Genomic DNA, 25509 nt, shown 5'->3' with positions numbered 1-25509 from the left:
ATATGTCTGACTGATAGAAGATATATGACGGTATAATAAAGGGAGGTTTTTTAAAATGATGAGGTCAATGTACTCTGGAGTTTCTGGATTGAGGGTACACCAAACAAAGATGGATGTAATAGGTAATAATATTGCAAATGTAAATACTGTGGGATATAAAAAAGGACAAGTTAATTTTCAGGAAGTTTTCAGTGAATTAATTAGGGGAGCAAGTGCACCTCAAGGAGGTAAGGGAGGTACAAATCCTCAACAAATAGGTTTAGGTCTTAAACTGGGCTCGATAAATACTGTACATACTAAAGGTGCAGTTCAAAGGACAAATAACCCTACAGATCTAATGGTAGATGGGGAAAATGGATATTTTATAGTAAGTGATGATACTAAATTTGAAAATAGGTATTATACAAGGGCAGGTAATTTTGTGGTGGATAGAGCAGGATATTTGGTAACACCTGATGGATATAAGGTGTTAGGGTATAAATATGATGAAGATGGAAATAGGACCAGTGAAGTGGGAGATATAAGGATAGATATGTCGGATATGAAGGCTCCCTCTACTACATCAGAAGTCAATGTAAGTGGAAACCTAGATTCTAGATCAGAATTACCCTTTGGGGTAGAGTCTGATGGTGCTACTCCTCCAACATATACAGTGGTTAAAGATGATAGTATGACTTATACTACAGATACCTATATAAAAGATAGTTTAGGAAATTCTTATAAGGTAACTCTAGAGTTTGAAAAAGCTGTTACTGATGGAACTAATGAAGTAAATGGAGGGGAAACTTATTCTTCAGATGAACCAGATTTGTCATGGGTATCAAACAAATGGTATATGGATATAAAGGATATTGAAGGATTACCTGAAGGCGTGGATTTTCAATTTAATGGAGGCACAGATCCCATTGCTGTGAGTTTTGATAAGAATGGAGAATTATCATCGGGAAGTTTAGACATAGAGTTTATAGATGATAGTGGAAATGTAGGCTCTGCAGCTAACTTACCTTCAGGGTTTGGAAAATATGATGAAAATGCAGGGGAGTTTGACAATACCATATCTCTAGACTATGCTGGCCTTACCCAATATGCAGTGGAATCCGATGCCAAGCCCAAGATTGTACAAGGAAATAGTGCAGGTACTATAGAATCTTATGGGATAGATGCTTCTGGAGTTGTAATAGGTAACTATTCCAATGGAGAAAAGAAGGCATTGGGACAAATTATGTTGGCTAAGTTTGATAATCCTATGGGTCTTCAGAAGATAGGAAATAACTTTTTCATGGATACCAGAAATTCAGGAGAGCCTCAGGTAGGCAAACCTGGAAATAGTGGATTTGGAGCTATAGCTTCAGGGGCTTTGGAAATGTCCAATGTAGATTTATCATTGGAATTTACTGAGATGATAACTACTCAAAGGGGATTTCAAGCCAATTCTAGGGTTATAACTACAACTGACGAAATGTTACAGGAACTAGTAAATCTTAAGAGATAATGATTAAGATGACAGCCCATGGCTGTTATGGGCTGTCATTTTAACATCTATTTTGTATAAAAAAGGTGAAAAATATGATAAAATTAAGAAGAATGAATGGAAAAGAATTCATTATAAATGCAGATTTAATAGAGCTTGTAGAGGAAACACCAAATACTGTTATTAAATTGACTACAGGAAACAGATATGTAGTAAAAGAGTCTGCTGATGAAATTATAGATAAAATTACATGCTATAAAAGACGCTATCTGATTGAGGAAATATAGTTACATAGAAATGAGGTGTAGACATTGGATTTAGGTACTGGTATAGGTTTTTTTGCTGGAATAGGTTTTATAGTTTGGGGAATAATGTTATCTGGTAGCTTGGGTACTTTTATGGATACAGCATCTATATTTATTGTGTTGGGAGGTACTATAGCTGCTACCCTTATTAGTTTTCCATTAAAAAATGTACTAAATACTTTTAAAGTAGTGAAAAATGTTTTTACTGAAAAAGATTCTAAGGCAGATGAATTAATTAAAGAGATAATTGATTTAGCTAATATTGCGAGAAAAGAAGGACTGTTAGCATTAGAAGAAGCTGTTAACAATACTGAGAACACATTTCTTTAAAAGGGAATTATGCTTATTGTAGATGGAACAGATCCTGAATTAGTTAGAAATATATTGGAAACAGAGCTTATATTTACAGAAGAAAGGCATGGTGAAGGACAGGGAATCTTCGAAACCATGGGTACCTTTGCACCTGCTTTTGGTATGATAGGTACGCTAATTGGGCTTATAAATATGCTTAAGGAGTTAGAAGATCCTTCTACTGTTGGCCCTAATATGTCTGTGGCTTTGATAACTACGTTCTATGGAGCAGTACTTGCCAATTTGATTTTTTTACCTGTGGCCAATAAGCTTAAAGGAAGGAGTAAGAAAGAATTGGCTAAAAAAGAAATGATGGTTGAGGGACTTTTATCTATACAAGCTGGTGAAAACCCCAGAATTATAGAAGAAAAATTAAAAACCTTTATTGCACCTCAATTTAGGGAAAGGGAAGCTGCAATGGAAAGTGAGGAATAGATATGAAGAGTCGTAAAAAACAGTCACAACAAAATACTCAGGGATGGCTGAATACCTATGCAGATTTGGTAACTTTATTATTGTGTTTCTTTGTTCTATTATTTTCCTTTTCAGAGGTTGATTCTCAGAAATTTCAAGCTATATTAAAGTCTTTTCAAGGTTCATTAGGAGTTTTTGAAGGAGGAAAAACTATCCAAGATGCCCCTTATATAAACAGAGAGAATGATACTATTGTTGATTTTGATACACAGGAGGCTGAGGATTTCCAAAGACTTAGTCAATACATAGAAGAATATGCTGAGGGCAAAGGGTTAGAATCTAAAATTAGTACCAATATAGATGAAAGGGGTCTTGTTATAAGAGTTTTAGACAATCTTTTCTTTGATTCAGGTAGAGCAGAGTTAAAGCCAAAGGCCAGAGAAGTGATACTTTATATTGGTGATATTTTGACTCAGGAGGAATTTAAAGATAAGCATATTAAAATAGAAGGGCATACAGACACAGATAGGATAAATACTGCAAGGTTTCCTTCGAATTGGGAGTTATCTGTTATTAGGGCTACTAATGTACTTAGGCTTTTAGAGGAAGAAAAGGGTATAGATGGTAGAAGAATATCTGCTTCTGGATATGGACCTAATAGGCCTGTTGCACCTAATAATAGTTCAATTAATAAGGCAAAGAACAGAAGGGTGGATATAGTAATTCTCAAATCTGACTATAATAAATGGGAACCCAACTAAAGGACAAGGAGTTGGTTACATGAGTACAAAAAAAACTATAGTTATAGCAGTTGCTGCACTTATAGGCATAGCTATAATTTCAGGCACAGTTTTTGGTATATATACAATGAATAAGAATAAGGTGGAGAAACCTAAAGAAAACCTATATTATAATATAGGTAGTATATTTTGCAACATAAAGGATAGTAATAGGATTTTAAAATGTGATATTACTATAGAGTTCACAGATGAAGAATTAAAAACTACTTTGGAACAAAAGAATTTTTTAATAAAGAATAAGATAAATGAAATTGTAAGAAGTAAAACAATGGATGAAATAGAAGGTAAAGAAGGACAGAAAAATCTTCAAAGAGAAATAACTGAGAATGCAAACAAAATATATGATACAAATACAATTACTAACATATATTTCAATGAATTAATAGTACAGTAGGGGGGTATTAATATTGTCTGAAGTTTTGTCCCAAAATGAAATAGATGCCCTACTTAAGGCTTTGAATGAAGGTGAAGTTGATGCCAAAGAAATGAAGGAAGATTCTAAAGATAAGAGAGTAAAGAAATATGATTTTAGAAATCCACAGAAAATGGCTAAAGACCAACTAAGAACCCTTGAGATAATACATGATAACTTTGGACGATTGTTACAGACATTTTTATCTGGGTATTTAAGGGCACCTGTTAAAACGTCGGTTTTGACAGTAGACCAATATGCATATAATGAATTTAGTAATGCCATAACCAATCCTGCATTTCTTTCTATAATAGAATTTAATCCTTTGCCAGGAGAAATAATTATAGATATTTCTACTGATATTGCCTTTGCGATGCTAGAAAGATTGCTTGGTGGAAGTGGTGAGAATACAGTTGAAAGTAGGTCTTTTACAGAGATAGAAATTACATTATTAAAAAGAATAATTCAGAGAATGATGGCTCTTATTGCTGAGGCGTGGGAGAATGTAATAAAATTAAATCCTATATTGAGTAAGATAGAAACTAATCCTCAGTTTGCACAAATAATATCACCTAGTGAAACTATAGCACTTATTACTTTAAATATATCTATAGGGTCAATAGAAGGCATGTTTAACATCTGTATACCTCATATTGTAATTGAATCTATAATGGATAGATTAAGTACTAAATTGTGGTTTACAAAGACTAAAAGAAGTAGTAAAAAGGACGATATGGAAGTTATTGAAGATAGGTTAAAAAAATCATCCATTTTATTAAAAGCTGAATTGGGATCAGCTACTTTAAGTGTAAGAGAGCTATTGGAACTCCAAATTGGTGATGTCATTAGATTAGATAATATGAAAACAGATGAGGCTAAAATAAAGATAGGTTCCAGTTTGAAATTTTACTGTGAATCAGGAACTATTGGAAATAATATGGCAGTTAAAATAACTAAGGTTAAAAAGGATGGTGATGATACAGATGAATAGCGATATGTTATCCCAAGAAGAAATAGATGCCCTTCTTAATGGTAGTGACTCTGAAGATACCAATGAAGATAATAATCTTGAAGATTTAAGCGATGTAGAAAGAGATGCATTGGGTGAAATTGGTAATATAAGCATGGGTACTGCAGCTACCACGTTGTTTACACTATTAGGCCAAAAGGTACTTATCACCACTCCAAATGTGGAAGTAATTACTTTAGAAGATTTATCAGATGAATATCCAAGACCTTTTGTTGCTGTTGATGTAAAATATAAAGAAGGATTACAAGGTGCAAACCTCTTGATACTTAAAATTGAAGATGTTAAGGTAATTACTGACTTAATGATGGGAGGAGATGGAACCAATACTGATAGAGACTTAAATGAAATGGATTTAAGCGCTATAAGTGAGGCTATGAATCAGATGGTAGGATCTGCAAGTACATCTTTGTCTGAAATTTTCTCTAAGAAAATAGATATAGATCCACCACGAGCTTTTGAAATGCAGTTTAATAATGCAGATGTTGACACTAATATATTTGATATAAATGGAAAGGTTGTAAAAGTTTCCTTTAAAATGGTAGTAGGAGATTTGATTGACAGCCAGATAATGCAAATATTACCCTTTGATTTTGCTAAGAAGTTAACTACTGAACTGCTTAAAAGTGATGAACATAAAGATGAGTCAAATATAGATACATCAGTTAACAATTTGGCATATGAAGACTATCAGGATGACGACAACAATGAAGAAATATATATGCCACCAAAGGCTGATTATAGTGATTCTTATGAAGAGTCTAAAACTAATGGAAATAAAGTGTCAAAGGAAGAACAAGTAAATGTACAAAAAGTTAAGTTTAACTCCTTTGATAAAAGGGAAAATATAATATATAATGAAAGCATTGATATGATACAGGATATACCTATTGAAATAACCGTTGAGCTTGGAAGGACTACAAGGAAGATAAATGAAATATTGGAATATGGTCCAGGAACAATTATAGAATTGGACAAGTTGGTAGGAGAACCTTTGGAGATTTTTGCTAATGGAAAATTCATTGCTAAGGGAGAGGTAGTTGTAATTGATGATAATTTTGGAATTAGGGTAACAGATATACTGAAACCATCTAAAAGAATTAGTAAATAGTAAAGGGAGGAATTAATATGGGTAAAGGTATTTTAATAGTTGATGATGCAGCTTTTATGAGGATGATGATTAAAGATATTTTATCAAAAAATGGATATGATATTTTAGGAGAGGCTGAAAATGGAGCTAAGGCAATAGAAAAATACAAAGAATTGAGTCCTGATTTAGTAATAATGGATATAACTATGCCTGAAGTAGATGGTATACAGGCAGTTAAAGAAATAAAAAAGATTAATAATGATGCTAAAATTGTTATGTGTTCTGCTATGGGACAGCAAGCGATGGTGATAGAAGCTATACAGGCTGGGGCTAAAGACTTTATTGTTAAGCCATTTCAAGCAGATAGGGTACTTGAAGCAGTAAAAAAAGTATTGGGGTAAAATAATGGTTTTTGCTTTTTATTATGGAGAGTCTCAAATTGGATATATATTCAATATTATTCTGTATATTATTTTTTTTATAGTAATCTTATTTTTGGCGTATATATTTACCAAATTTTTGGCTAAGAGATCTTTAACTAGTAAATCTACTGGTAATATTAAAGTCTTAGAATATATGATGATAGATAATAAAAATAAAATTGTATTATTGTATATATTAGGGAAATATTATGCTGTTATGATAGGAGAAAAGAATTTTGAAGTAATTGATAGATATGAAGATGGAGAAGTAGAAATTAAACACGAAGGTTCAAATAAAGACTTAAGTTATTCTTTTAAAGAATATTTAAAAGCTTATAAACTAAAAAAACAAAATGTATTTAAGAAAACAAATAAAAATGATAAGGATGACACAGATGAAGAATAGGAATAAAGTCCTTATTTCGGCAATGATTATAATTTTAATTAAAGGAACTTCAGTTTATGCTGCACCAGAGATTAATTTTTTAGGACAACCCTTTGCGATAGAAGACTATGCAACTAGTATACAGTTACTAATACTATTGACTGTTTTGACTTTTGTCCCTGCTATTCTTATAATGATGACTAGTTTTACTAGGATAATAATTGTCTTATCTTTTATTAGGAATGCACTTTCGACTCAACAAACACCGCCAAATCAGGTTTTGATAGGATTGGCGTTGTTTTTGACTTTTTTTACTATGGCACCTGTAGCTACTGAGATAAACCATGATGCTATAAAACCATATATAAATGAAGAGATTAGTCAAACAGAGGCTATTGAAAAGGGAATGGAGCCTTTAAGAGAATTTATGTATAGACAGACTAGGACAAAGGATCTTGCATTATTTGTGAGCGTATCAGAAATAGACATTGATGAGAACTTTGACCTAGATGATGTACCAACTAAAGTGTTAGTACCAGCTTTTATGATTAGTGAATTAAAAACAGCATTTCAAATGGGATTTGTATTATTTATACCCTTTTTAGTTATAGATATGGTTGTAGCTAGTACACTTATGTCTATGGGTATGATGATGTTGCCTCCAGTAATGATTTCACTGCCATTTAAGATACTATTATTTATAATGGTGGATGGATGGAATCTTATTATAAAATCTATAATAACTGGCTTTAATTAAAAGGAGGTCTAAAATGGAACAAGGAGATATTGTAAAACTGGCCCATGATGCTATGAAAACAGTGCTTATGTTATCGGCTCCAATGTTAGGATTTGGCCTTATAGTAGGTCTTTTAGTAAGTATTTTTCAGGCTACGACTCAAATTCAAGAGGCTACTCTTGCATTTATACCAAAAATCTTGGCTGTTCTATTAGCATTTATAATATTTGGACCATGGATACTAAATATTATAATAGATTTTGCTTATAATTTATTTTCTAATATAAATTTATACGTACAATAAATGATTTGCTTAGGTGTGGATAATGAATACTATTATAGATGAGATTTTTTTAAAATTTGATGTTTTTTTATTGATATTTATGAGGATATCAGGAATATTTATTATAACCCCAATATTTAGTCGTAAGAATATACCTATGATATATAAAATAGTGATATCTATATTTTTTTCTCTTGTATTAGTGAGTACAGTAAATGTTGAAAATATTAGAGGCCTTCAGGTTATTACAGTTTTAATAAAAGAACTATCTATTGGTTTGCTTATGGGATTTATTTCTTATTTATTTTTTATTTCTTTCTTTATAGCAGGACAGGTAATAGATATGCAGATAGGGTTTGGGATGGTAAATGTTTTCGATCCCCAAAGTAATGCTCAAGTACCTATTTCAGGTAACTTTTATTATATAATGGCTCTTTTGATTTTCTTAACAATAGATGGTCACCATATTTTGTTAACGGGAATAATTGACTCTTATAATATAATACCAATAAATGGTATGGTTTTTGATGAATCTTTAATTTCTTTAATTACAAAAATATTTGGGGAAATATTTATTATCGGGTTTAAAATAAGTAGTCCTGTTTTAGCAACTATTTTTATAGTCAATGTTTTTTTAGGTATATTGGCTAGAACTATGCCTCAAATGAATGTCTTTATAGTAGGTATGCCTTTAAAAATCATAGTGGGTATAGTTACTGTGATTGTGGTTATGCCCTTATATATTATATTAGTTAAGAATATATTTGGACATATGTATGAGCAAATACAGATATTGCTAAAGATATTAAGTAAAGGATGATAATATGAATTATCCTTATAATGTAAATTTGCAATTATTTGCAGATGAAGAGAAAACAGAAAAGCCCACTAGTAAAAAAAGAAAAGAATCTAGAGAAAAAGGTCAGGTTTTACAAAGCAAAGAAATAAATTCTGCATTGGTACTTATATCTGTATTTCTAGGGTTAAAGATATTTGGTGGGTATATGAATGATAACTTAGGAGAGTTTACAAAGAAGATACTTGCTGATTATACTATTTACCTAGATCTTTTTAACAAGAAAGGTATATACATTTTTGTTTTAAAGTTATTTTATATAGTAATGAAATTAGTATTTCCTATAATGGCAGTTGCTTTTGTAATAGGTATAGCAACAAATTATATGCAGGTTGGTTTCTTATTTACCACAAAGACTCTTGGTGTTAAATTTAGCAGAGTAAATCCTCTAGAAGGTTTTAAACGGATTTTTTCTACTAAGTCTATAGTGGAGCTTGTAAAGTCTTTCATAAAGATATTTTTACTAGGATATATAATTTATGTATATTGTGTTAAAAAATTATATGATATATTTTCCTTATATGATATGAGTGTAAGTAGTATTGTTAAAACTATTGGAGATTTGGCATTTGGTGTAGCGATAAGATCTGCTGGCGTGCTTTTACTTTTAGCTGTATTGGATTATGCATATCAATGGTGGGATTACGAACGTAATTTAAAAATGAGTAAACAAGAGGTAAAAGAAGAATATAAACAGACTGAGGGAGATCCTCAGATTAAATCTAAAATAAAAGAGAAACAAAGGCAAGTTGCTATGAGTAGAATGATGCAAGATGTACCAAATGCAGATGTAATAATAACAAACCCTACTCATTATGCTATAGCATTGAAATATAACAAGGAACTGTATGATGCCCCTTATGTTTTAGCTAAGGGAAAGGATCTAATTGCTGAAAATATAAAAAAAATTGCAAAGAAGTCTTCGTTGCCTATAGTTGAAAATAAACCTTTAGCTAGAAGTCTATATAGCATGACTGAAATTGGAGATATAATCCCTGAGGAACTATATCAAGGGGTAGCTGAAATATTGGCATACGTATATAGCCTTAAAAGCTAATGAAAGGAGCAAACTATGAAATTTGGAGATATGTATGTTGCATTAGGTATAATAGCAATAGTCATAACAATAATTATTCCAGTACCTTTATGGACATTAGACATACTTTTGAGTTTAAATATTTCAATTGCGTTATTAATACTGATGATAAGTATGTATACTAAGGAACCATTACAATTTTCTATATTTCCTTCACTATTGCTTATTACTACACTATTTAGGCTATCATTAAATATTTCCACAACTAGATATATATTATCTGATGGATATGCAGGAGATGTAATTGAAGCATTTGGAAATTTTGTAATAAGAGGAAATGCAATAGTTGGATTTATTATATTTTTAATAATAGTTATAATTCAATTTATAGTTATTACTAAAGGTTCTGAAAGGGTAGCTGAAGTTGCTGCAAGGTTTACCTTAGATGCTATGCCTGGAAAACAGATGGCTATTGATGCTGATTTAAATTCAGGTCTAATGACTGATCAAGAAGCAAAGATAAGAAGAAGGGATATACAAAGAGAGTCTGATTTTTATGGGGCTATGGATGGTGCCAGTAAATTTGTAAAGGGTGATGCCATAGCAGGAATAGTAATTACAATATTAAATATTGGAGCAGGATTTGCTATAGGCATACTATCTAAAGGATTAACTTTTGGAGAGGCCCTTGGCAAATATACCCTTTTAACTGTAGGAGATGGTTTAGTTAGTCAGATACCAGCCCTTTTAATATCTACTGCTACAGGTATAGTGGTTACTAGAGCAGCATCAGATTCTAATTTAGGACAAGACCTAATAAAACAGCTATTTGGAACTCATCCAAAGGTTATGTTTTTGGTAGGTGGAGTTTTGATATTTTTAGGCATTGTTGGATTACCTACAATACCATTTTTCCTATTGGCTTCAATATTTATAGTTAGTGGATATAGTATGTATTCTAGTATGAGGGAAGCCATAGAAGAAGAGGAAGAAGAGATAGATAAAGAAGAAATAGAAGAAATTAAGAAACCTGAAAATGTTATGTCTTTATTAAAAGTCGAGGATATAGAATTGGAGTTTGGATATGGTATTATACCTTTAGCAGATGTAAATCAAGGTGGAGATTTACTAGATAGAATAGTTATGATAAGGAGGCAAATAGCTCTTGAATTAGGAGTTGTGGTTCCAATGGTTAGGTTGAGGGATAATATACAATTAAACCCTAATGAATATATAATAAAGATTAAAGGAGTAGAAGTATCTGCAGGAGAGCTATTATTTGACCATTATTTAGCTATGAATCCTGGAGTAGCACAGGGAGATATAGAGGGAATAGATACAGTGGAACCTGCCTTTGGACTTCCAGCTAAATGGATTACTGATCAACAAAGAGAAAAGGCTGAAATATTAGGTTATACTGTTGTAGATCCGCCTTCAGTTATTGCTACACATTTGACTGAAATAATAAGAAGAAATGCATATGAATTAGTTGGAAGACAAGATGTAAAAGTCCTAATAGATAATGTTAAAGAAGAATATCCAGCATTAGTCGAAGAAATAGTGCCAAAGGTATTGTCTATTGGAGAGGTCCAAAAAGTATTGGCAAATCTTCTTAAAGAACAAATATCAATAAGAGATATGGTAACTATATTAGAAACTTTAGCAGATTATGCCCCTATAACTAGAGACCCTGATATGTTGACTGAATATGTAAGACAAAAAATGGCTAGATATATAACTAAAAAATATGTCAACAATAATCAAATAAAAGTTATAACCTTAGATGGAAGATTAGAACAACTTATTATGGATTCTATTAATCAAACCGAGAATGGATCCTATTTATCTTTAGAACCTAATGTAGTACAAAGGGTTTTAAATGAATTATCGAAAAAGGTAGAAAAGCTTACAGCAATAGGAGAGCAACCAATTGTATTGACTGCACCAATTGTGAGATTATATTTTAAAAGGTTAACTGAACAGATAACCAGTGAAATTATTGTTTTATCTTATAATGAAATAGACTCTAATGTTGAAGTTCAATCCTTGGGGATGGTGAGTATTCAATGAAAGTAAAAAGATATATTGGTTCTAATACCCAAGATGCTATGGTAAAGGTAAAGAAAGAATTGGGAAGTAATGCTATAATATTGCATACTAGAAAGATTAAAAAACCAGGAATACTGGGTATATTTAGAAGACCTTTAATAGAGATTGTTGCTGCTGAAGAAAACAATGTAGATGTAATAGAAAATAAAAACAGAGATACAGATTTATCATTTAGTGATGGAATTCAATTAAAGAAAACATTGTTTAAAAATATGGCTTCAACAGATGGAATTGATTGGGAGCTAAAGAAAATTAGAGAAAGTATAGATTCATTATCAAACAATATTGAAAAAAAAGAAGATATTAAAGATATAGGTTTGCCTGATAATTTAATGGACTATAGAAATAATCTTCTTGATAAAGGCGTTGAAACTGAAATTGCAGAGAGAATATTAAGAGATATATCAGAGAGAATAAATATTGAAAATAAAGATAAAGAGACTCTATATGATATCGTTAAATACAATATTTCAGATTATCTAGGGGAGCCTAAGCCTATAGAAGTTAATAAATCTCAGAAGGTGATATTTTTTATTGGCCCTACTGGTGTTGGTAAGACAACCACATTGGCTAAACTGGCAGCTCAATATGCTATTAATGATAAAAATTCTATAGGTCTTATAACAGCAGATACATATAGAATAGCAGCTGTTGAGCAGTTGAGGACATATAGTGAAATATTAGAGGTGCCTTTAAAAATTGTATATGATACAAAGGATATTTACAGTGCTATGTCGAATTTTAAGGATAAACAACTAATATTGATAGATACAGCTGGTAGAAGTCATAAAAACTCTTCAAAGGTTCAAGAGCTTAAGGAACTTATAGATACCGTGAAAAATAAAGAGGTTTATCTTGTATTGAGTGCCACTACAAATTTTTCTACCGTAAAATCTATACTGAGTAAATACAATTTTTTAGAAGATTATAAATTGATATTTACAAAAATTGATGAATCAGAGACTTTAGGAATAATTTTAAGTACTAAGTATTATACTAAAAAGCCCTTATCTTATGTGACCAATGGTCAGAATGTACCAGAGGATATTGAAATAATTGATATCAATCAATTAACAAATAAATTGATTGGAGAGTAATTACAATGAGAGATCAAGCAGAAAGATTAAGAGAATTAGTTAATATAAAGACTTATAATAATAGAGATAAGAAAAAAGATAATATTAAAAGGCATACTAGAGTAATATCTATTACAAGTGGTAAAGGTGGAGTAGGAAAGACTAATATTGCTATTAATTTAGCCATATCTTTAACTAAATTAGGTCATAAGGTGATAGTATTTGATGCAGATATAGGATTTGCCAATGTAGATGTTATATTGGGAATTATACCTAAATATACAATAGCAGATGTACTCAATGGGGATAAAGATATATATGATATAATAGAGTACGGTCCAAATGATATAGGGATTATAGCAGGAGGTTCAGGTATAAAAGATATAATGAATCTCAGTGAAGTTCAGTTAACAAAGCTGACAAACCAACTGATATCTTTAGAGAACCTAGCGGATTTTATTATCATTGATACTGGTGCAGGATTGTCTAACACAGTTATGAGCTTTGTCAATTCTTCAGATGAGGTTATATTGATAATAACTCCTGAGCCCACATCATTAACAGATGGATATGCAATGATAAAAACTCTTGCCAACAAAAATAAAGATTTAAATATTAAAGTAATAATTAATAGAGTTGCCCATGAGAAAGAGGGAAAGATAGTATATAATAAATTAAATATGGTAGCAAATAAATTTTTAAAAATAAATGTTGATAATATTGGGTATATAAATGATAGTAAGTTTGTTTCAGAAGCAGTAAGAAATCAAGAACCTTTTTCTCTAAAATATCCTAAATCAATACCTTCAAAAAAGATGAAATACATAGCAATGAATATTATAGAAAACAAATATGGTTCTGCTGATGACAGAGGCATGGTAAAATTTGTAGACAAACTTAAGAACTTTTTTCTAAGGGGGTAGACATGGTCGATGATGGATGAAAATAATAGGCTAGGGATAGGAGATAAAGTCATTATAAAGGTAGAAGGTAAAGAGACATTTACAAAGTATAGTAGTCAGATATTAGATATAATAGACGATGATACACTAGTATTGAGTGGACCTATTAGGAGAAATATGATTGTCCCCTTGCATATAAATAGTATTATAGAAGTTATGTATATAAAGAAAAATAAAGGTAGGTTCAAATTTAATGCTAAGGTTACAGATAGAGCATTAAAAAGGATATATAAGTTACAGATTAAAAAACAAGGTAAAATAAAAAAGGTTCAAGAAAGGGATTATTATAGACTATCTTTTACAAAAGATTTGAAAAAAGTATTTAGACCTAATAATAAAAAAGAATCTATAGAGGAAGAATGTATAACTGAAGATATAAGTGGAAATGGATTAAAAATTAAGTCTAATTATAATCATGATATAGGAGATATTATTTTATGTGAATTTGATCTTGATAAAAAAGTATATACAATACAATGTGAAATAGTGAGAAAAGATTTTATTGACTTAGAGGAATATAAATTTTCATTAGGTTTAAAGTTTAAGAATATATCTATGGAAGATAGAGAGGAAATTGTAAAATATATATTCGAGCAACAAAGAAAAATGAGAAAAAAAGGGTTGATGTAAATGGCTTATAAAGTATTTATAGTTGACGATTCTGCTTTTATGAGAAGAATAATCAAGGATATGTTAACAGAGGACAAAGATATTGAAGTTGTAGGAATTGCTAAAAATGGAAAAGAATGTATTGAGAAATTAAAAGACATAAAGCCTGATATAATAACACTGGATGTTGAAATGCCCATATTAAATGGCATTGAAACATTAGAAATATTGAAACAGAAATATGGGGAAATTCCTGTATTAATGTTAAGTAGTTTGACTTCGGAAGGAGCAGACTTAACTCTTAAAGCGTTGGATTTAGGTGCTGTAGATTTTATAACAAAACCAACTAATATATTTAAAATCAATTCAGATGAAAAAAAGTTAGAAATAATAGAGAAGATTAAAACTGCATCAAAGATAAATGTGAAGCATAAAGTGGATGTAAAACACAAAGTAGATGTGAATCACAAGAAGGATATAATAAGTCCTAAAGTACACATTAAAAAAGTATTAGATGAGAAATTTTCTAATTTGGTTGCAATAGGTACTTCTACTGGTGGACCAAGAGCATTACAAGAAATAATACCATATATACCTGAAGATATAGATGCCAGTATAATGGTGGTTCAACATATGCCACCGGGTTTTACTAAGCCTCTAGCTAAAAGACTGAATTCTATGTCACGAATAAATGTCAAAGAGGCAAAAGACGGAGAAGAATTGATGAGAGGGACATGCTATATAGCACCTGGTGATTATCATATGACAATAAAAGAAAGATATGGAAATAAGTATATAATCAAACTAGACCAGGGTAAATCAGTGTCAGGACATAGGCCATCAGTTGATAAAATGATGGAATCTGTATCACAGATAGATAGTTTAACTAAAGTTGCAGCTATCCTGACTGGAATGGGAGCAGATGGAGCAGATGGAATTAAGAAAATTAAATTAAATAAGGGATATACCATTGCTCAGGATGAAAGTACTAGTATAGTTTACGGTATGCCTAAGGTAGCAGTTGCTAAAAACGCTATAGATAAAATTTTACCTTTAGGAAATATTGCTTCTGAAATAATAAAGAGAGTGGGGGTGTAAAAATGGATATAAATCAATATTTAGATATATTCATTGAGGAATCTAATGAACATTTACAGAGCATGAATGATAGTCTCTTAAGGCTGGAACAAGAGCCTGATAACATTGAGTTATTGAATGAAATATTTAGAGTATCTCATACCTTAAAAGGTATGTCTGGCACAATGGGTTTTAGCAAGATTGCTAACTTGACTCATGAAATGGAAAATTTATTACATGCTTTAAGAAATGAGAAACTGACTATAAATACTGATATTATTGATGTATTATTTGAATGCTTTGATATTTTGCAGGAAAATATAGATTACATAAGAGAAAATGGTGAAGAAGGAGATATAGAAAGCGAGCATTTAGTAGAAATATTAACTAATATTATGAAAACAGGGGGCAAAGTGGAAAGAAAAGTAGATAAAGAACAAGATCTAATAAAAGAAACAGATGAAGAATTGGTATTGGATAACTATGTTTCTAATGTATTGAAAAAAGCTGAAGAAAAAGGATTAAATGCATATACTATAGAAGTTGAATTACAAGAGGCTTGTATGCTTAAAGCGGCTAGGGCATTCATAATATTTACCACATTAGAAAAACATTCTGAGATAATTCAATCTGTACCATCGGTTGAAGATATAGAAGATGAGAAATTTGAAAATTCTTTTAAGCTCACAATTATTAGTAAATTGGATAGTGAGAAGATAAAGAAAGAAATTGAATTAATATCTGAAATAAAAAAAGTTGATGTAAAAAAGCTTGAACTAGATATTGAAAAAGATAAAGATGAGAAAATGTCTGGTCCTGATAAAAAAACTGCATCGGGAGATACGAAAAAAGAAAAGACTAATGATTCATTGAAATCAAACAAGGATGATTTGCATAAAGATAATGTCAAGAAAAAGAAGCAAAGCAATAAAGTTGGAAAAACTGTTAGGGTAGATATTGATAGGCTAGATAATCTAATGAATCTTGTAAGTGAACTTATTATCATAAAGACAAGGATGGAAGATATAGGGCATACTGATAAAAAACAAAATATGAATGAAGCAATAGAATATCTTGAGAGAATAACTACAAATCTTCATGACGCAGTTATGAAGGTGAGGATGGTTCCTATTGAGAGAGTATTTAATAGATTTCCAAGAATGGTTAGAGATTTATCTAAAGAGTTGGGTAAAAATATTAATCTTGAAATGTATGGTGAAGAAACAGAAGTGGATAGAACTGTTATAGATGAGATTGGAGATCCATTAATTCACCTTATAAGGAATTCTATAGACCATGGAATTGAAAAACCTGAGGAAAGAGAAAATATTGGCAAGCCTGAATATGGAGTAGTTAAATTACAGGCATATCCTGATGGTAATAATGTAGTTATAGAAGTTAGTGACGATGGAGCGGGTATTGATCATGAAAAAATCAAAGATAAAGCTATATCAAAAGGAGTAATAAGTGAAGAAAAAGCAGAACAATTATCTAAAGATGAAATAGCTGAGCTGTTGTTTGAGGCTGGTTTTAGTACGGCTGACAAGGTAACCGATGTGTCGGGAAGAGGAGTAGGACTAGATGTAGTAAAATCTAAGATTGAATCTATAGGTGGTATAGTTGAGATTACTACTTTACAAGGAAAAGGAACTAAATTTACCATTAGAATACCTCTGACCCTTGCTATAATTCAAGCGTTACTTATTAAGCTTAAAGATGAGATATATGCTATACCATTGAGTTCAATAAAAGAGATTAGTCCTATATTGAAGAGTGATATAAGAAAAGTGCAAAATAATGAAGTTGTATTATTTAGAAATAAAACATTGCCTATAGTGAGATTAAATAGAATATTGGGATTACCAGAAGACAATGAAAGTGAAGAACTAATAACTGTAATAGTTAAAAAAGGAGAAAAAGAAGCGGGTTTAATAGTGGACAATCTTATAGGACAGCAAGAAATAGTTATTAAATCTCTAGGTAAATTTTTAGCAGGCATTAAACATATAGCAGGGGCTACTATATTAGGAAATGGTAAGATTTCATTAATATTAGATATTAATTCCTTATTTTAATCAGGGGGTGAAGACGTGCAATTAACAAATAGAGTTACAGATAATCAGTATGTAGTTTTTAAACTGGCTGAAGAATATTATGGTATTGATATTTATAAAGTTAAAATTATTGAGAAGCTTATGGATTTGACCAGAGTACCCAATGCCCCTGAATATATAGAAGGTGTGGTAAATTTAAGGGGAGAAGTGGTTACAGTAATTGATTTGAGAAAAAGGTTTGGTTTTGAAAAGAGAGACTATGACGGAGATGTGAGAATAATCATTGTTGGAGTAGAAGATATGGTAGTGGGATTAATAGTGGATTCTTCATCAGAGGTGATTCACTTGTCCAGTGACCAGATAGATCCTCCACCACAGTTAGATGAAAAAGGAGCTAGAGGATTTGTTAATGCTATTGGAAAATCAGATGAGAGGCTAATAATGATTTTAGACTTGGAAAAGGTGCTTGATATTAAAAATAATAATTAGTATGAGGTGTTATGATGAATATAGATATGAATAATTTAAACTCCACTCTTATTGATGTATTAAAAGAGTTGGGAAATATCGGATCAGGAAATGCTACAACATCCTTAGCTAAACTTATAAATAAAAAAGTAGATATGGAGGTACCCCAGGTTAAAATTTTGGACTTCAAAGATGTTTCCGAGGCCTTAGGTAATGCTGAAAAAACAGTTATAGGCATATACTTTGAAATGGAAGGAGATATTGTAGGCAATATAATGTTTATTTTAGACCAAAGTTCTGCTAGAAATTTGGTAGATATATTAATGAATAGAGAAGGTGATGAAAAAGATTTAAGTGATATGGATATATCTGCCTTATCTGAGATTGGAAATATATTAGCTGCATCTTATATAAATTCATTAAGTACTTTGACAGGTTTAAATATTAAAATTTCTATACCTTCTGTAGCTATTGATATGGCAGGAGCCATAATAAGTGTTCCTGCAGTTCAATTTGGAATCATGGGTGACAAGGTATTGTTTATAGAGACTGAGTTTCAAGAAGACAATAAGCAAGTGCACGGAGATTTATTTTTGATACCTGAAATAGAATCTTTTGAAAAAATATTAAATAGTTTAGGGGTAATATAATTATGGAAACTGTGAAGGTAGGAATGGCTGATTTAGCAGCAGTAAAGGCTCCTGGAGTTTTGACTACTTTGGGATTGGGCTCTTGCGTTGGAATTGTATTATATGATAAGTCTACTAAAGTAGCAGGATTAGCTCATATAATGTTACCGTCCAGTAAAGAAATAAAAAATAATTCCAATAAAGCCAAATTTGCTGATACAGCTGTTGAAGTTTTAATTAAAGAAATGATAAAGCTTGGGGCCAATAAGAAAAAATTATGGGCAAAACTGGCAGGTGGAGCCCAGATGTTTAGCTTTAATTCCAGCAATAATATATTAAAAATAGGAGAAAGAAATGTAATTGCATCTAAGGAGAAATTGTCAAAACTAAATATACCTATAATAGCTGAAGATACAGGAGGAAATTTTGGTAGAACTATAGAAATAGATGCAGAAAGCGGCTCTTTATTAGTTAAGACTATAGGACATGGTAATAACATAATATAGTTTTATTTTCTATAGTCTTTGGAGGTATTTATATGACATATGAACATTTATGGAAAAAATATAAAAATGAAAAGAATGTTACTGCCAAGAAAAAACTTATTGAAAATTATGTTCATCTTGTAAAGATTGTTGCTGGAAGATTGTATAATTATTACGGTGGAAATGTAGAATTCGATGATTTACAAGGGTATGGGGTATTTGGTCTTATAGATGCAGTAGAAAAATTTGAAATAAATAGGGGAATAAAGTTTGAGACCTATGCTCAGATTAGAATTAGAGGAGCAATTATTGATAGTCTTAGAAAAATTGATTGGATACCAAGGTCTTTAAGAAAAAAATCTAAAGAGATAGAACAAATTGTAGGAAAACTGGAAAACAAATTAGATAGGGAAATTACTGTTAATGATATATCAAAAGAACTAGATATGTCACAGAGAGAAGTGGAATCAATCTTGGCTCAAGTCTCGACCTTTAATGTAATTTCTTTGGATGAATTAATATATTCAAAGGGGGATTACTATGGCAGAGATGAAGAGACTCCCGAATCTGTATATCAAGAACAAGAGATATATGATTTGCTTAGAGAAACGATAGATAGTCTGCCTGAAAATGAAAAATTAGTCATTTCTATGTACTATTTTGATGAATTAAATTATAAAGAAATAGGACAAGTTTTAGATCTTTCAGAATCCAGAATTTCTCAGATACATAGTAAGGCAATTATAAAACTAAAGAAGACCCTTAATAGTATATGACATATTAAAATTAAAATGGTGGTGTTATAAATGGATAAACCTGTTATTCTGCAGGGGAAAAATTTAGAAAATTTAATAAATACCGCTTTAGAGACATTAAATAGAAAAAAGGATGACGTGGATATTGAAATAATGGAAAAAGGTGTTGCCGTTATGGGGATAAACATAAAAGACTATAAAATAAAGGTGTGGCCTAAAAAATCAGAAAAAAAGATTGATGATACTAAAACACAGGATGTGGTTGACATTAGTTATCAAGAGAAAAGAAATGGATATTTTAGTTTAGAATATGAAGAAGACGGCGTTTATCTCATTATAGATAATACTGATGTAAAAAACATTGTAACCCTAGAGGAAGTACTAAGTAAAATTAAGAAAAAAAATGTGAAAAATTTTGATATTGATTCAATAAAAAACACTTTAGATACAAGCACATATAAAAGGAATAAGATAGCCCCATCACAAGAAGAAGAAATGATTGATGAAACTGTTTTAATAGAAATTTCTAAGGATAAAATGAAAGTTTTTTTAACATTAATTCCACCTGATGGAGGAGTTTTATTGACCTATGAAGATATTATAAAAAAGATAATGGAGAAAGTGCAGTGTTCACTAAAGAAAAATATTATAAAAGATTTAGTAGAAAAAAGAATATATAATAAGCAAATGCTTATAGGAGAGGGCAAAGACCCTGTTGATGGAAGAGATGGCTATATAGAGTATAAATTTAATACTAAAAGTAATAATTCACCAGAGATATTAGAAGATGGCAAAGTAAATTATAGAAATTTAGGACTGATAAATAATGTTAATGAAGGACAGATATTGGCAAGAATTCAGCCTCCTGATAATGGAGAAGTGGGTTTTGATGTTTTTGGGAAAGAAATTTTTCCAAAGGCAGGTAAAGACGTCAAGTTTAAGTTTGGCAAAAATGTAAGGGTAACAGAAGATGGTATGAATTTAGTGTCAGAAAAAGAAGGTGAAGTTTCTTTTTTAAATGACAAGGTGTCAGTTTTAGAAGTGCACAATGTAAATGGAAATGTGGATAATTCTACTGGTAATATCAATTTTAATGGTGCTGTAAAGGTTCAAGGTAATATAATGACTGGATTTAAGGTGACTGCTACTGGAGATATAGAAATATCTGGAGTAGTAGAAGGTGCAATATTAAAAAGTGAAGAAAATATCATATTACATAGAGGGGTACAAGGATATGGCAGAGCAGACCTTATAGCTAGAGGTGAAATAGCAGCAAGATTTATAGAAAATGCTAAATTATATGCCCATGGAGATATAAAATCCGAAGCCATTATGCATAGTGAAACTAATAGTGAAAATTCTGTTATAGTAATGGGTAAAAAAGGTCTTATTGTTGGAGGTATATGTAGAGCAAGAAAAGAGGTTAAGGCTAGAGTAATAGGATCTGAGATGGAGACTAAAACTGTTATAGAAGTAGGAGTTGATCCTAATCTCAAATGCAGGTATGAGTCTTTAAAAGATGAAATATTAGAGTTGAAAAACAATATGGAAAAATTAGATAAATCTATAATGCTTTTATCTAAGCTATCTAAAAGAGGGAGATTAACTAAAAGTAAAAAAGAAATGCTTGTAAATGCTATAAACACTAAAAAATTTTTGCAAGGTAAATATGAGAAATCAAAAGATACTGCAATAGAATTGGAATCTAGGATAGAATTGTTATCGAAGGGAAGAATAGTGGTACAAGAGAAGATATATCCTGGAGTGAAAATTATAATAGGAAATAGTATTATGTATATTAGAGATGAGTTGGATAGTTGTATAATATATAGGGAATTAGGAGAGATTAAAGTGGCTCCTTATGACCAATAGGAGTGGTATTTTATGTCAATAAAACCTATTGATTTTCAGAACATAGTACCAAAAGCCCAACAAATGTCTAAAGCAGAACAAAATGATAATTTTCGAAATAAGAATTTTTTACACAACGAATTGTCTAAAAATGAAATTAAAGTAAAAGAAAAAATGAATAAAATAAATAAATCCAATAAATCAGAGAGCCAAAAGATTAAAAGAGATAAAAAAAATAACTCGAAAAATAATTATAGCAGTGATTCTGATGATGAAAAGAACGAAAAGAAAAAAAAACATAAGGATAAAAATTCTAGTGGAAAATACTTAGGCAATAAAATTGATTTAAAGGTTTAATTAGGGGTGGAGTATGATTACTTTTTTACTCATATTTGGTATAATAATAGTTATTTTTTCAATAATTTTTTTAATTATTGAAAATCAGAAACAAAATTTAAAAGTTCAAGATATAACAGCAGAAGAAAATAATTTAATGTTACAGCTAGAGAATATGAATAAAAAGATTAGTAAATTTGAAAATATTTTAGATAACAGGGCTTCTATAGAATATGAAAAAAACAATTTAATAAATAATAATACTAGTTTTGACAAAGAATATAAAAATATAGAAAAAGAAGAACAAGTATACAATTTATACGAAAAAGGTTATTCTATACAAGATATAGCTAAAGAGTTAGATAGAGGTATTAGAGAAATAGAAATTATAATAAAAATGAAATATTCAGAGATTAGACAATAACTTTCTATATTATTTTTAAAAATAATATAGAAAGTTATTGTCAAAAATCCTAGGTTGTGTTATACTACATATGGTAAAAATACACACACTTGATGATTTTTAAAGTTGTGCCTACATTATATAGGTTCTTTAAAAAGTTGATTCAAGTGGAGGTAAAAAACAAGGAGGTGAAATATATGTCAGTTATTACTATGAAACAGTTATTAGAGGCTGGTGTGCATTTTGGACATCAGACTAGAAGATGGAATCCTAAGATGGCAGAGTATATATTTACTGAAAGAAATGGTATTTATATAATAGATTTGCAAAAGACTGTTAAGAAAGTTGAAGATGCATACAATGTCATAAAGGAAATAGTAGCTAATGACGGAGAAATCTTATTTGTAGGAACTAAGAAACAGGCTCAAGAATCTATAGAGAATGAGGCCAAAAGATGTGGAATGCATTTTGTTAGTCAAAGATGGTTAGGAGGTATGCTTACTAACTATAAGACTATCAAAAGAAGGATTCAGAGACTTCATGATTTAGGACAAATGGAAGAAGAGGGTACTTTTGATTTGTTACCTAAAAAAGAAGTTATAAAGTTAAATCATGAAGCTGATAGATTAGAGAAGTTCTTAGGTGGAATTAAAAATATGAATAGAATTCCTGATGCATTGTTTGTAGTAGATCCTAGAAAAGAAAGGATAGCAGTTAGAGAAGCTAAGATATTGGGAATACCAGTTATAGCTATAGTAGATACTAATTGTGATCCTGATGAAGTTGATTATGTAATACCAGGTAATGACGATGCTATTAGAGCTGTTAAATTACTTACAGAAACAATGGCTAATGCCGTTTTAGAAGGCAAACAAGGGGAACAAATAGAAGAATAAAATGTTTACTAAAATGGTAAGGGTTATAAGGGAAATTTTCCCTTACTACTCTTACCTTTTATTATGATTAAGAAATATTTAAGAGGAGTACTATAAATATCTTATAAAATACAGTTAGGAGGAAATTAAATGGCTAAAGTAACAGCTGCAATGGTAAAAGAGTTAAGAGAGGCTACTGGTGCCGGTATGTTAGATTGTAAAAAGGCCTTAGTAGAGTGTGGTGGAGATGTAGAAGCCGCAATAGAAGCATTAAGAAAGAAGGGACTTTCTAAAGCTGCTAAAAAGTCTGGTAGAATAGCTGCTGAGGGTATTGTAGATTCATACATACACGGCGGAAGAATTGGTGTACTAATAGAAGTAAATTCAGAGACTGATTTTGTTGCTAAAAATGAAGAATTTAAAGAATTTGTTAGAGATATGGCAATGCAAGTAGCTGCACAAAATCCTAAATATGTTTCAAAGGAAGATGTGGATGAGAAAGAGATAGCTAAAGAAAAAGAAATATTGAGAGAACAGGCTTTAAATGAAGGAAAGCCAGAACATATTGTAGATAAAATGGTAGAAGGAAGAATTGAAAAATATTTTAAAGAAGTATGCTTAATGGAACAACCTTTTATAAAAGATCCAGATATAACTGTAACTGAGTTATTAACAAATAAAATTGCTAAAATAGGTGAAAATCTAAAAATAAGAAGATTTGTAAGATTTGAAGTAGGGGAAGGATTAGAAAAAAGAGAAGAAAATTTTGCAGATGAAGTTGCAAAGCAAATAAATCAGTAATTTTTAATCTATATTAAATGGAGAACACGCCGTGTTCTCCATTTAAATAAGAAGCATATAAAAAATAAATAGGAAATTAACCAATAATAGAGGATTTTTAAATTTATTATAGAATATTATTGATAGGCTGGGAGTGTTCAAATGAAAAAACCTGCATACAAAAGAGTAATATTGAAATTAAGCGGTGAAGCTTTAAAAGGAAAAAAAGAATTTGGAATTGATGAAGAAATTATAGAAGAAATTGCAGAAAGGATAAAAAAACTACACCAATATGAAGTTGAAGTTTCTATAGTGGTTGGTGGAGGCAATTTTTGGAGAGGTAGAAGTGGAAAAGGTATGGATAGGACGACAGCCGATTATATGGGAATGCTTGCTACAGTTATCAATGCATTGGCATTACAAGATGCTTTAGAAAATAATGGTATACTAACTAGAGTTCAAACTGCCATAGAAATGAGGCAAATAGCAGAGCCATATATAAGAAGAAAAGCGGTTAGACATTTAGAAAAAGGTCGAGTAGTTATTTTTGCTGCTGGAACTGGAAATCCTTTCTTTTCCACGGATACTACAGCTGCATTAAGAGCTGCAGAGATTGAAGCAGAAGTTGTATTATTAGCTAAAAAAGGTGTTGATGGAGTTTATGATTCAGATCCGTCCATGAATCCTGAGGCTCAGAAATTTGATAATTTAAATTATAAAGATATTTTAAATCTTGAATTAGGGGTTATGGATTCAACTGCTGCGTCATTATGCATGGACAATAAAATACCTATTATTGTATTTGGCATCGAGGATGCTGATAATATTGTAAGGGTTGTAATGGGAGAAAATATAGGAACTAAATTAATATAAAAAAGGAGGGGAATTAAATGTATTTAGAAGTTCATAAGCAGACAGAAGAGAAAATGAAAAAGACAGTTAAAGCATTTAAAGATGAATTATTAACTATAAGAGCAGGTAGAGCTAATCCTAGTTTGTTGGATAAGGTAAAAGTAGATTATTATGGAGCGCTTACACCATTGAATCAGATAGCTAATATATCAGCTCCAGAGCCTAGAATGTTATTGATACAGCCTTGGGATGCTAATTCAGTTTCTGAGATAGAAAAAGCTATTTTAAAGTCAGATTTAGGAATAAATCCTTCTAATGATGGAAAAGTAATAAGGTTAGTGATTCCTCAGTTAACTGAAGAAAGAAGAAAAGATTTGGTAAAATTATTAAGTAAAATCAATGAAAATGCTAAAATAGCTATAAGAAATACTAGAAGAGATGCAAATGATAAGCTGAAGAAAATGGAGAAAAATGGTGATATAACTGAGGATGATTTGAAAAAGGCTGAAGAACAAGTACAAAACTTGACTAATAAATATGGAGAAGAAATAGATAAATTGACAGATAAAAAAGAAAAAGAAATTATGGAGGTATAAACCT

31 protein-coding genes are annotated in these 25509 nt (G+C 30.6%); all 31 read left to right on the top strand.

The genetic code is table 11. The features are described 5' to 3' along the window. Positions 1–55 precede the first annotated feature (55 nt). The 31 genes from Q326_RS0101925 to frr all read left to right on the top strand — a co-directional run bounded on the left by Q326_RS0101925 (position 56) and on the right by frr (position 25505). Positions 56–1492, top strand: a complete 1437-nt coding sequence (locus tag Q326_RS0101925; RefSeq protein ID WP_026893846.1) for a flagellar hook protein FlgE — start codon at positions 56–58, stop codon at positions 1490–1492. Positions 1493–1566: 74 nt separating this feature from the next. Beyond that, positions 1567–1758 carry a flagellar FlbD family protein gene (locus Q326_RS0101920; RefSeq protein WP_026893845.1) on the top strand — a complete coding sequence of 64 codons (192 nt, stop codon included), beginning with the start codon at positions 1567–1569 and terminating at the stop codon, positions 1756–1758. Positions 1759–1782: 24 nt separating this feature from the next. Beyond that, positions 1783–2106 carry a motility protein A gene (locus Q326_RS18960; protein ID WP_250160291.1) on the top strand — a complete coding sequence of 108 codons (324 nt, stop codon included), beginning with the start codon at positions 1783–1785 and terminating at the stop codon, positions 2104–2106. A gap of 9 nt (positions 2107–2115) precedes the next feature. After that, positions 2116–2562: a motility protein A gene (locus Q326_RS18955; RefSeq protein WP_250160290.1), complete on the top strand. Its 447-nt coding sequence runs from the start codon at positions 2116–2118 to the stop codon at positions 2560–2562. Between the two features lie 2 nt (positions 2563–2564). Beyond that, entirely contained in the window at positions 2565–3302 is a 738-nt protein-coding gene (locus Q326_RS0101910) for an OmpA/MotB family protein (RefSeq protein WP_026893844.1), read from the top strand. 19 nt (positions 3303–3321) lie between these two features. After that, positions 3322–3735 (top strand): flagellar basal body-associated FliL family protein, encoded by a 414-nt coding sequence (locus Q326_RS0101905; protein WP_026893843.1) that lies wholly within the window; start codon positions 3322–3324, stop codon positions 3733–3735. Positions 3736–3748: 13 nt separating this feature from the next. Continuing rightward, positions 3749–4744, top strand: coding sequence for a flagellar motor switch protein FliM (gene fliM / locus Q326_RS0101900; protein WP_026893842.1), 996 nt, complete (start codon positions 3749–3751; stop codon positions 4742–4744). After that, entirely contained in the window at positions 4737–5891 is a 1155-nt protein-coding gene (gene fliY, locus Q326_RS0101895) for a flagellar motor switch phosphatase FliY (RefSeq protein ID WP_026893841.1), read from the top strand. The genes fliM and fliY overlap by 8 nt, the downstream gene beginning before the upstream one ends. A 17-nt stretch (positions 5892–5908) precedes the next feature. Continuing rightward, positions 5909–6271 (top strand): response regulator, encoded by a 363-nt coding sequence (locus tag Q326_RS0101890; protein ID WP_026893840.1) that lies wholly within the window; start codon positions 5909–5911, stop codon positions 6269–6271. 4 nt (positions 6272–6275) lie between these two features. Continuing rightward, positions 6276–6698, top strand: coding sequence for a flagellar biosynthetic protein FliO (locus Q326_RS0101885; RefSeq protein WP_026893839.1), 423 nt, complete (start codon positions 6276–6278; stop codon positions 6696–6698). Next, the gene (fliP, locus tag Q326_RS0101880) at positions 6688–7434 is read left to right on the top strand and encodes a flagellar type III secretion system pore protein FliP (protein ID WP_026893838.1); all 747 of its coding nucleotides are present in this window, start codon (positions 6688–6690) and stop codon (positions 7432–7434) included. Before Q326_RS0101885 ends, fliP begins: the two co-directional genes overlap by 11 nt. A gap of 13 nt (positions 7435–7447) precedes the next feature. After that, positions 7448–7717 (top strand): flagellar biosynthesis protein FliQ, encoded by a 270-nt coding sequence (fliQ, locus tag Q326_RS0101875; RefSeq protein WP_026893837.1) that lies wholly within the window; start codon positions 7448–7450, stop codon positions 7715–7717. 22 nt (positions 7718–7739) lie between these two features. Beyond that, positions 7740–8516, top strand: a complete 777-nt coding sequence (gene fliR, locus Q326_RS0101870; RefSeq protein ID WP_026893836.1) for a flagellar biosynthetic protein FliR — start codon at positions 7740–7742, stop codon at positions 8514–8516. A gap of 4 nt (positions 8517–8520) precedes the next feature. Beyond that, on the top strand, positions 8521–9609 hold the full coding sequence (flhB, locus tag Q326_RS0101865; protein ID WP_026893835.1) for a flagellar biosynthesis protein FlhB: 1089 nt from the start codon (positions 8521–8523) through the stop codon (positions 9607–9609). Positions 9610–9624: 15 nt separating this feature from the next. Continuing rightward, on the top strand, positions 9625–11658 hold the full coding sequence (gene flhA / locus Q326_RS0101860; protein ID WP_026893834.1) for a flagellar biosynthesis protein FlhA: 2034 nt from the start codon (positions 9625–9627) through the stop codon (positions 11656–11658). After that, positions 11655–12794 (top strand): flagellar biosynthesis GTPase FlhF, encoded by a 1140-nt coding sequence (gene flhF, locus Q326_RS0101855; protein ID WP_026893833.1) that lies wholly within the window; start codon positions 11655–11657, stop codon positions 12792–12794. Before flhA ends, flhF begins: the two co-directional genes overlap by 4 nt. A gap of 5 nt (positions 12795–12799) precedes the next feature. Then, complete coding sequence (locus Q326_RS0101850; protein WP_026893832.1) at positions 12800–13696, top strand: MinD/ParA family protein; 897 nt, start codon at positions 12800–12802, stop codon at positions 13694–13696. A gap of 9 nt (positions 13697–13705) precedes the next feature. Beyond that, complete coding sequence (locus Q326_RS0101845) at positions 13706–14365, top strand: flagellar brake protein (RefSeq protein WP_026893831.1); 660 nt, start codon at positions 13706–13708, stop codon at positions 14363–14365. Further along, complete coding sequence (locus Q326_RS0101840; RefSeq protein ID WP_026893830.1) at positions 14366–15442, top strand: protein-glutamate methylesterase/protein-glutamine glutaminase; 1077 nt, start codon at positions 14366–14368, stop codon at positions 15440–15442. Positions 15443–15444: 2 nt separating this feature from the next. After that, entirely contained in the window at positions 15445–17496 is a 2052-nt protein-coding gene (locus Q326_RS0101835) for a chemotaxis protein CheA (RefSeq protein ID WP_026893829.1), read from the top strand. Between the two features lie 15 nt (positions 17497–17511). Next, entirely contained in the window at positions 17512–17964 is a 453-nt protein-coding gene (locus tag Q326_RS0101830) for a chemotaxis protein CheW (protein WP_026893828.1), read from the top strand. Positions 17965–17978: 14 nt separating this feature from the next. Continuing rightward, on the top strand, positions 17979–18593 hold the full coding sequence (locus tag Q326_RS0101825) for a chemotaxis protein CheC (RefSeq protein WP_026893827.1): 615 nt from the start codon (positions 17979–17981) through the stop codon (positions 18591–18593). A gap of 2 nt (positions 18594–18595) precedes the next feature. Beyond that, positions 18596–19078 (top strand): chemotaxis protein CheD, encoded by a 483-nt coding sequence (locus tag Q326_RS0101820; RefSeq protein WP_026893826.1) that lies wholly within the window; start codon positions 18596–18598, stop codon positions 19076–19078. 32 nt (positions 19079–19110) lie between these two features. After that, positions 19111–19833, top strand: a complete 723-nt coding sequence (locus Q326_RS0101815) for a sigma-70 family RNA polymerase sigma factor (RefSeq protein WP_026893825.1) — start codon at positions 19111–19113, stop codon at positions 19831–19833. 30 nt (positions 19834–19863) lie between these two features. Then, positions 19864–21684, top strand: a complete 1821-nt coding sequence (locus tag Q326_RS0101810; protein WP_051531021.1) for a FapA family protein — start codon at positions 19864–19866, stop codon at positions 21682–21684. 12 nt (positions 21685–21696) lie between these two features. Then, positions 21697–22020 carry a hypothetical protein gene (locus Q326_RS0101805; RefSeq protein ID WP_026893823.1) on the top strand — a complete coding sequence of 108 codons (324 nt, stop codon included), beginning with the start codon at positions 21697–21699 and terminating at the stop codon, positions 22018–22020. 13 nt (positions 22021–22033) lie between these two features. Further along, the gene (locus Q326_RS0101800) at positions 22034–22423 is read left to right on the top strand and encodes a DUF6115 domain-containing protein (RefSeq protein WP_026893822.1); all 390 of its coding nucleotides are present in this window, start codon (positions 22034–22036) and stop codon (positions 22421–22423) included. Positions 22424–22599: 176 nt separating this feature from the next. Next, on the top strand, positions 22600–23298 hold the full coding sequence (gene rpsB, locus Q326_RS0101795) for a 30S ribosomal protein S2 (protein WP_026893821.1): 699 nt from the start codon (positions 22600–22602) through the stop codon (positions 23296–23298). A 129-nt stretch (positions 23299–23427) separates the two neighbouring features. Then, positions 23428–24078: a translation elongation factor Ts gene (gene tsf / locus Q326_RS0101790; protein ID WP_026893820.1), complete on the top strand. Its 651-nt coding sequence runs from the start codon at positions 23428–23430 to the stop codon at positions 24076–24078. Positions 24079–24219: 141 nt separating this feature from the next. Further along, positions 24220–24930 carry a UMP kinase gene (gene pyrH, locus Q326_RS0101785; RefSeq protein WP_026893819.1) on the top strand — a complete coding sequence of 237 codons (711 nt, stop codon included), beginning with the start codon at positions 24220–24222 and terminating at the stop codon, positions 24928–24930. A 17-nt stretch (positions 24931–24947) separates the two neighbouring features. Then, on the top strand, positions 24948–25505 hold the full coding sequence (frr, locus tag Q326_RS0101780; protein WP_026893818.1) for a ribosome recycling factor: 558 nt from the start codon (positions 24948–24950) through the stop codon (positions 25503–25505). The last annotated feature ends 4 nt before the right edge of the window (positions 25506–25509 follow it).

Source organism: Clostridiisalibacter paucivorans DSM 22131, assembly GCF_000620125.1.
GTDB classification, from domain to species: domain Bacteria; phylum Bacillota; class Clostridia; order Tissierellales; family Clostridiisalibacteraceae; genus Clostridiisalibacter; species Clostridiisalibacter paucivorans.
The sequence above is the reverse complement of the archived record's forward strand: the minus strand, read 5'-3'. Positions and strand labels throughout refer to the sequence as shown.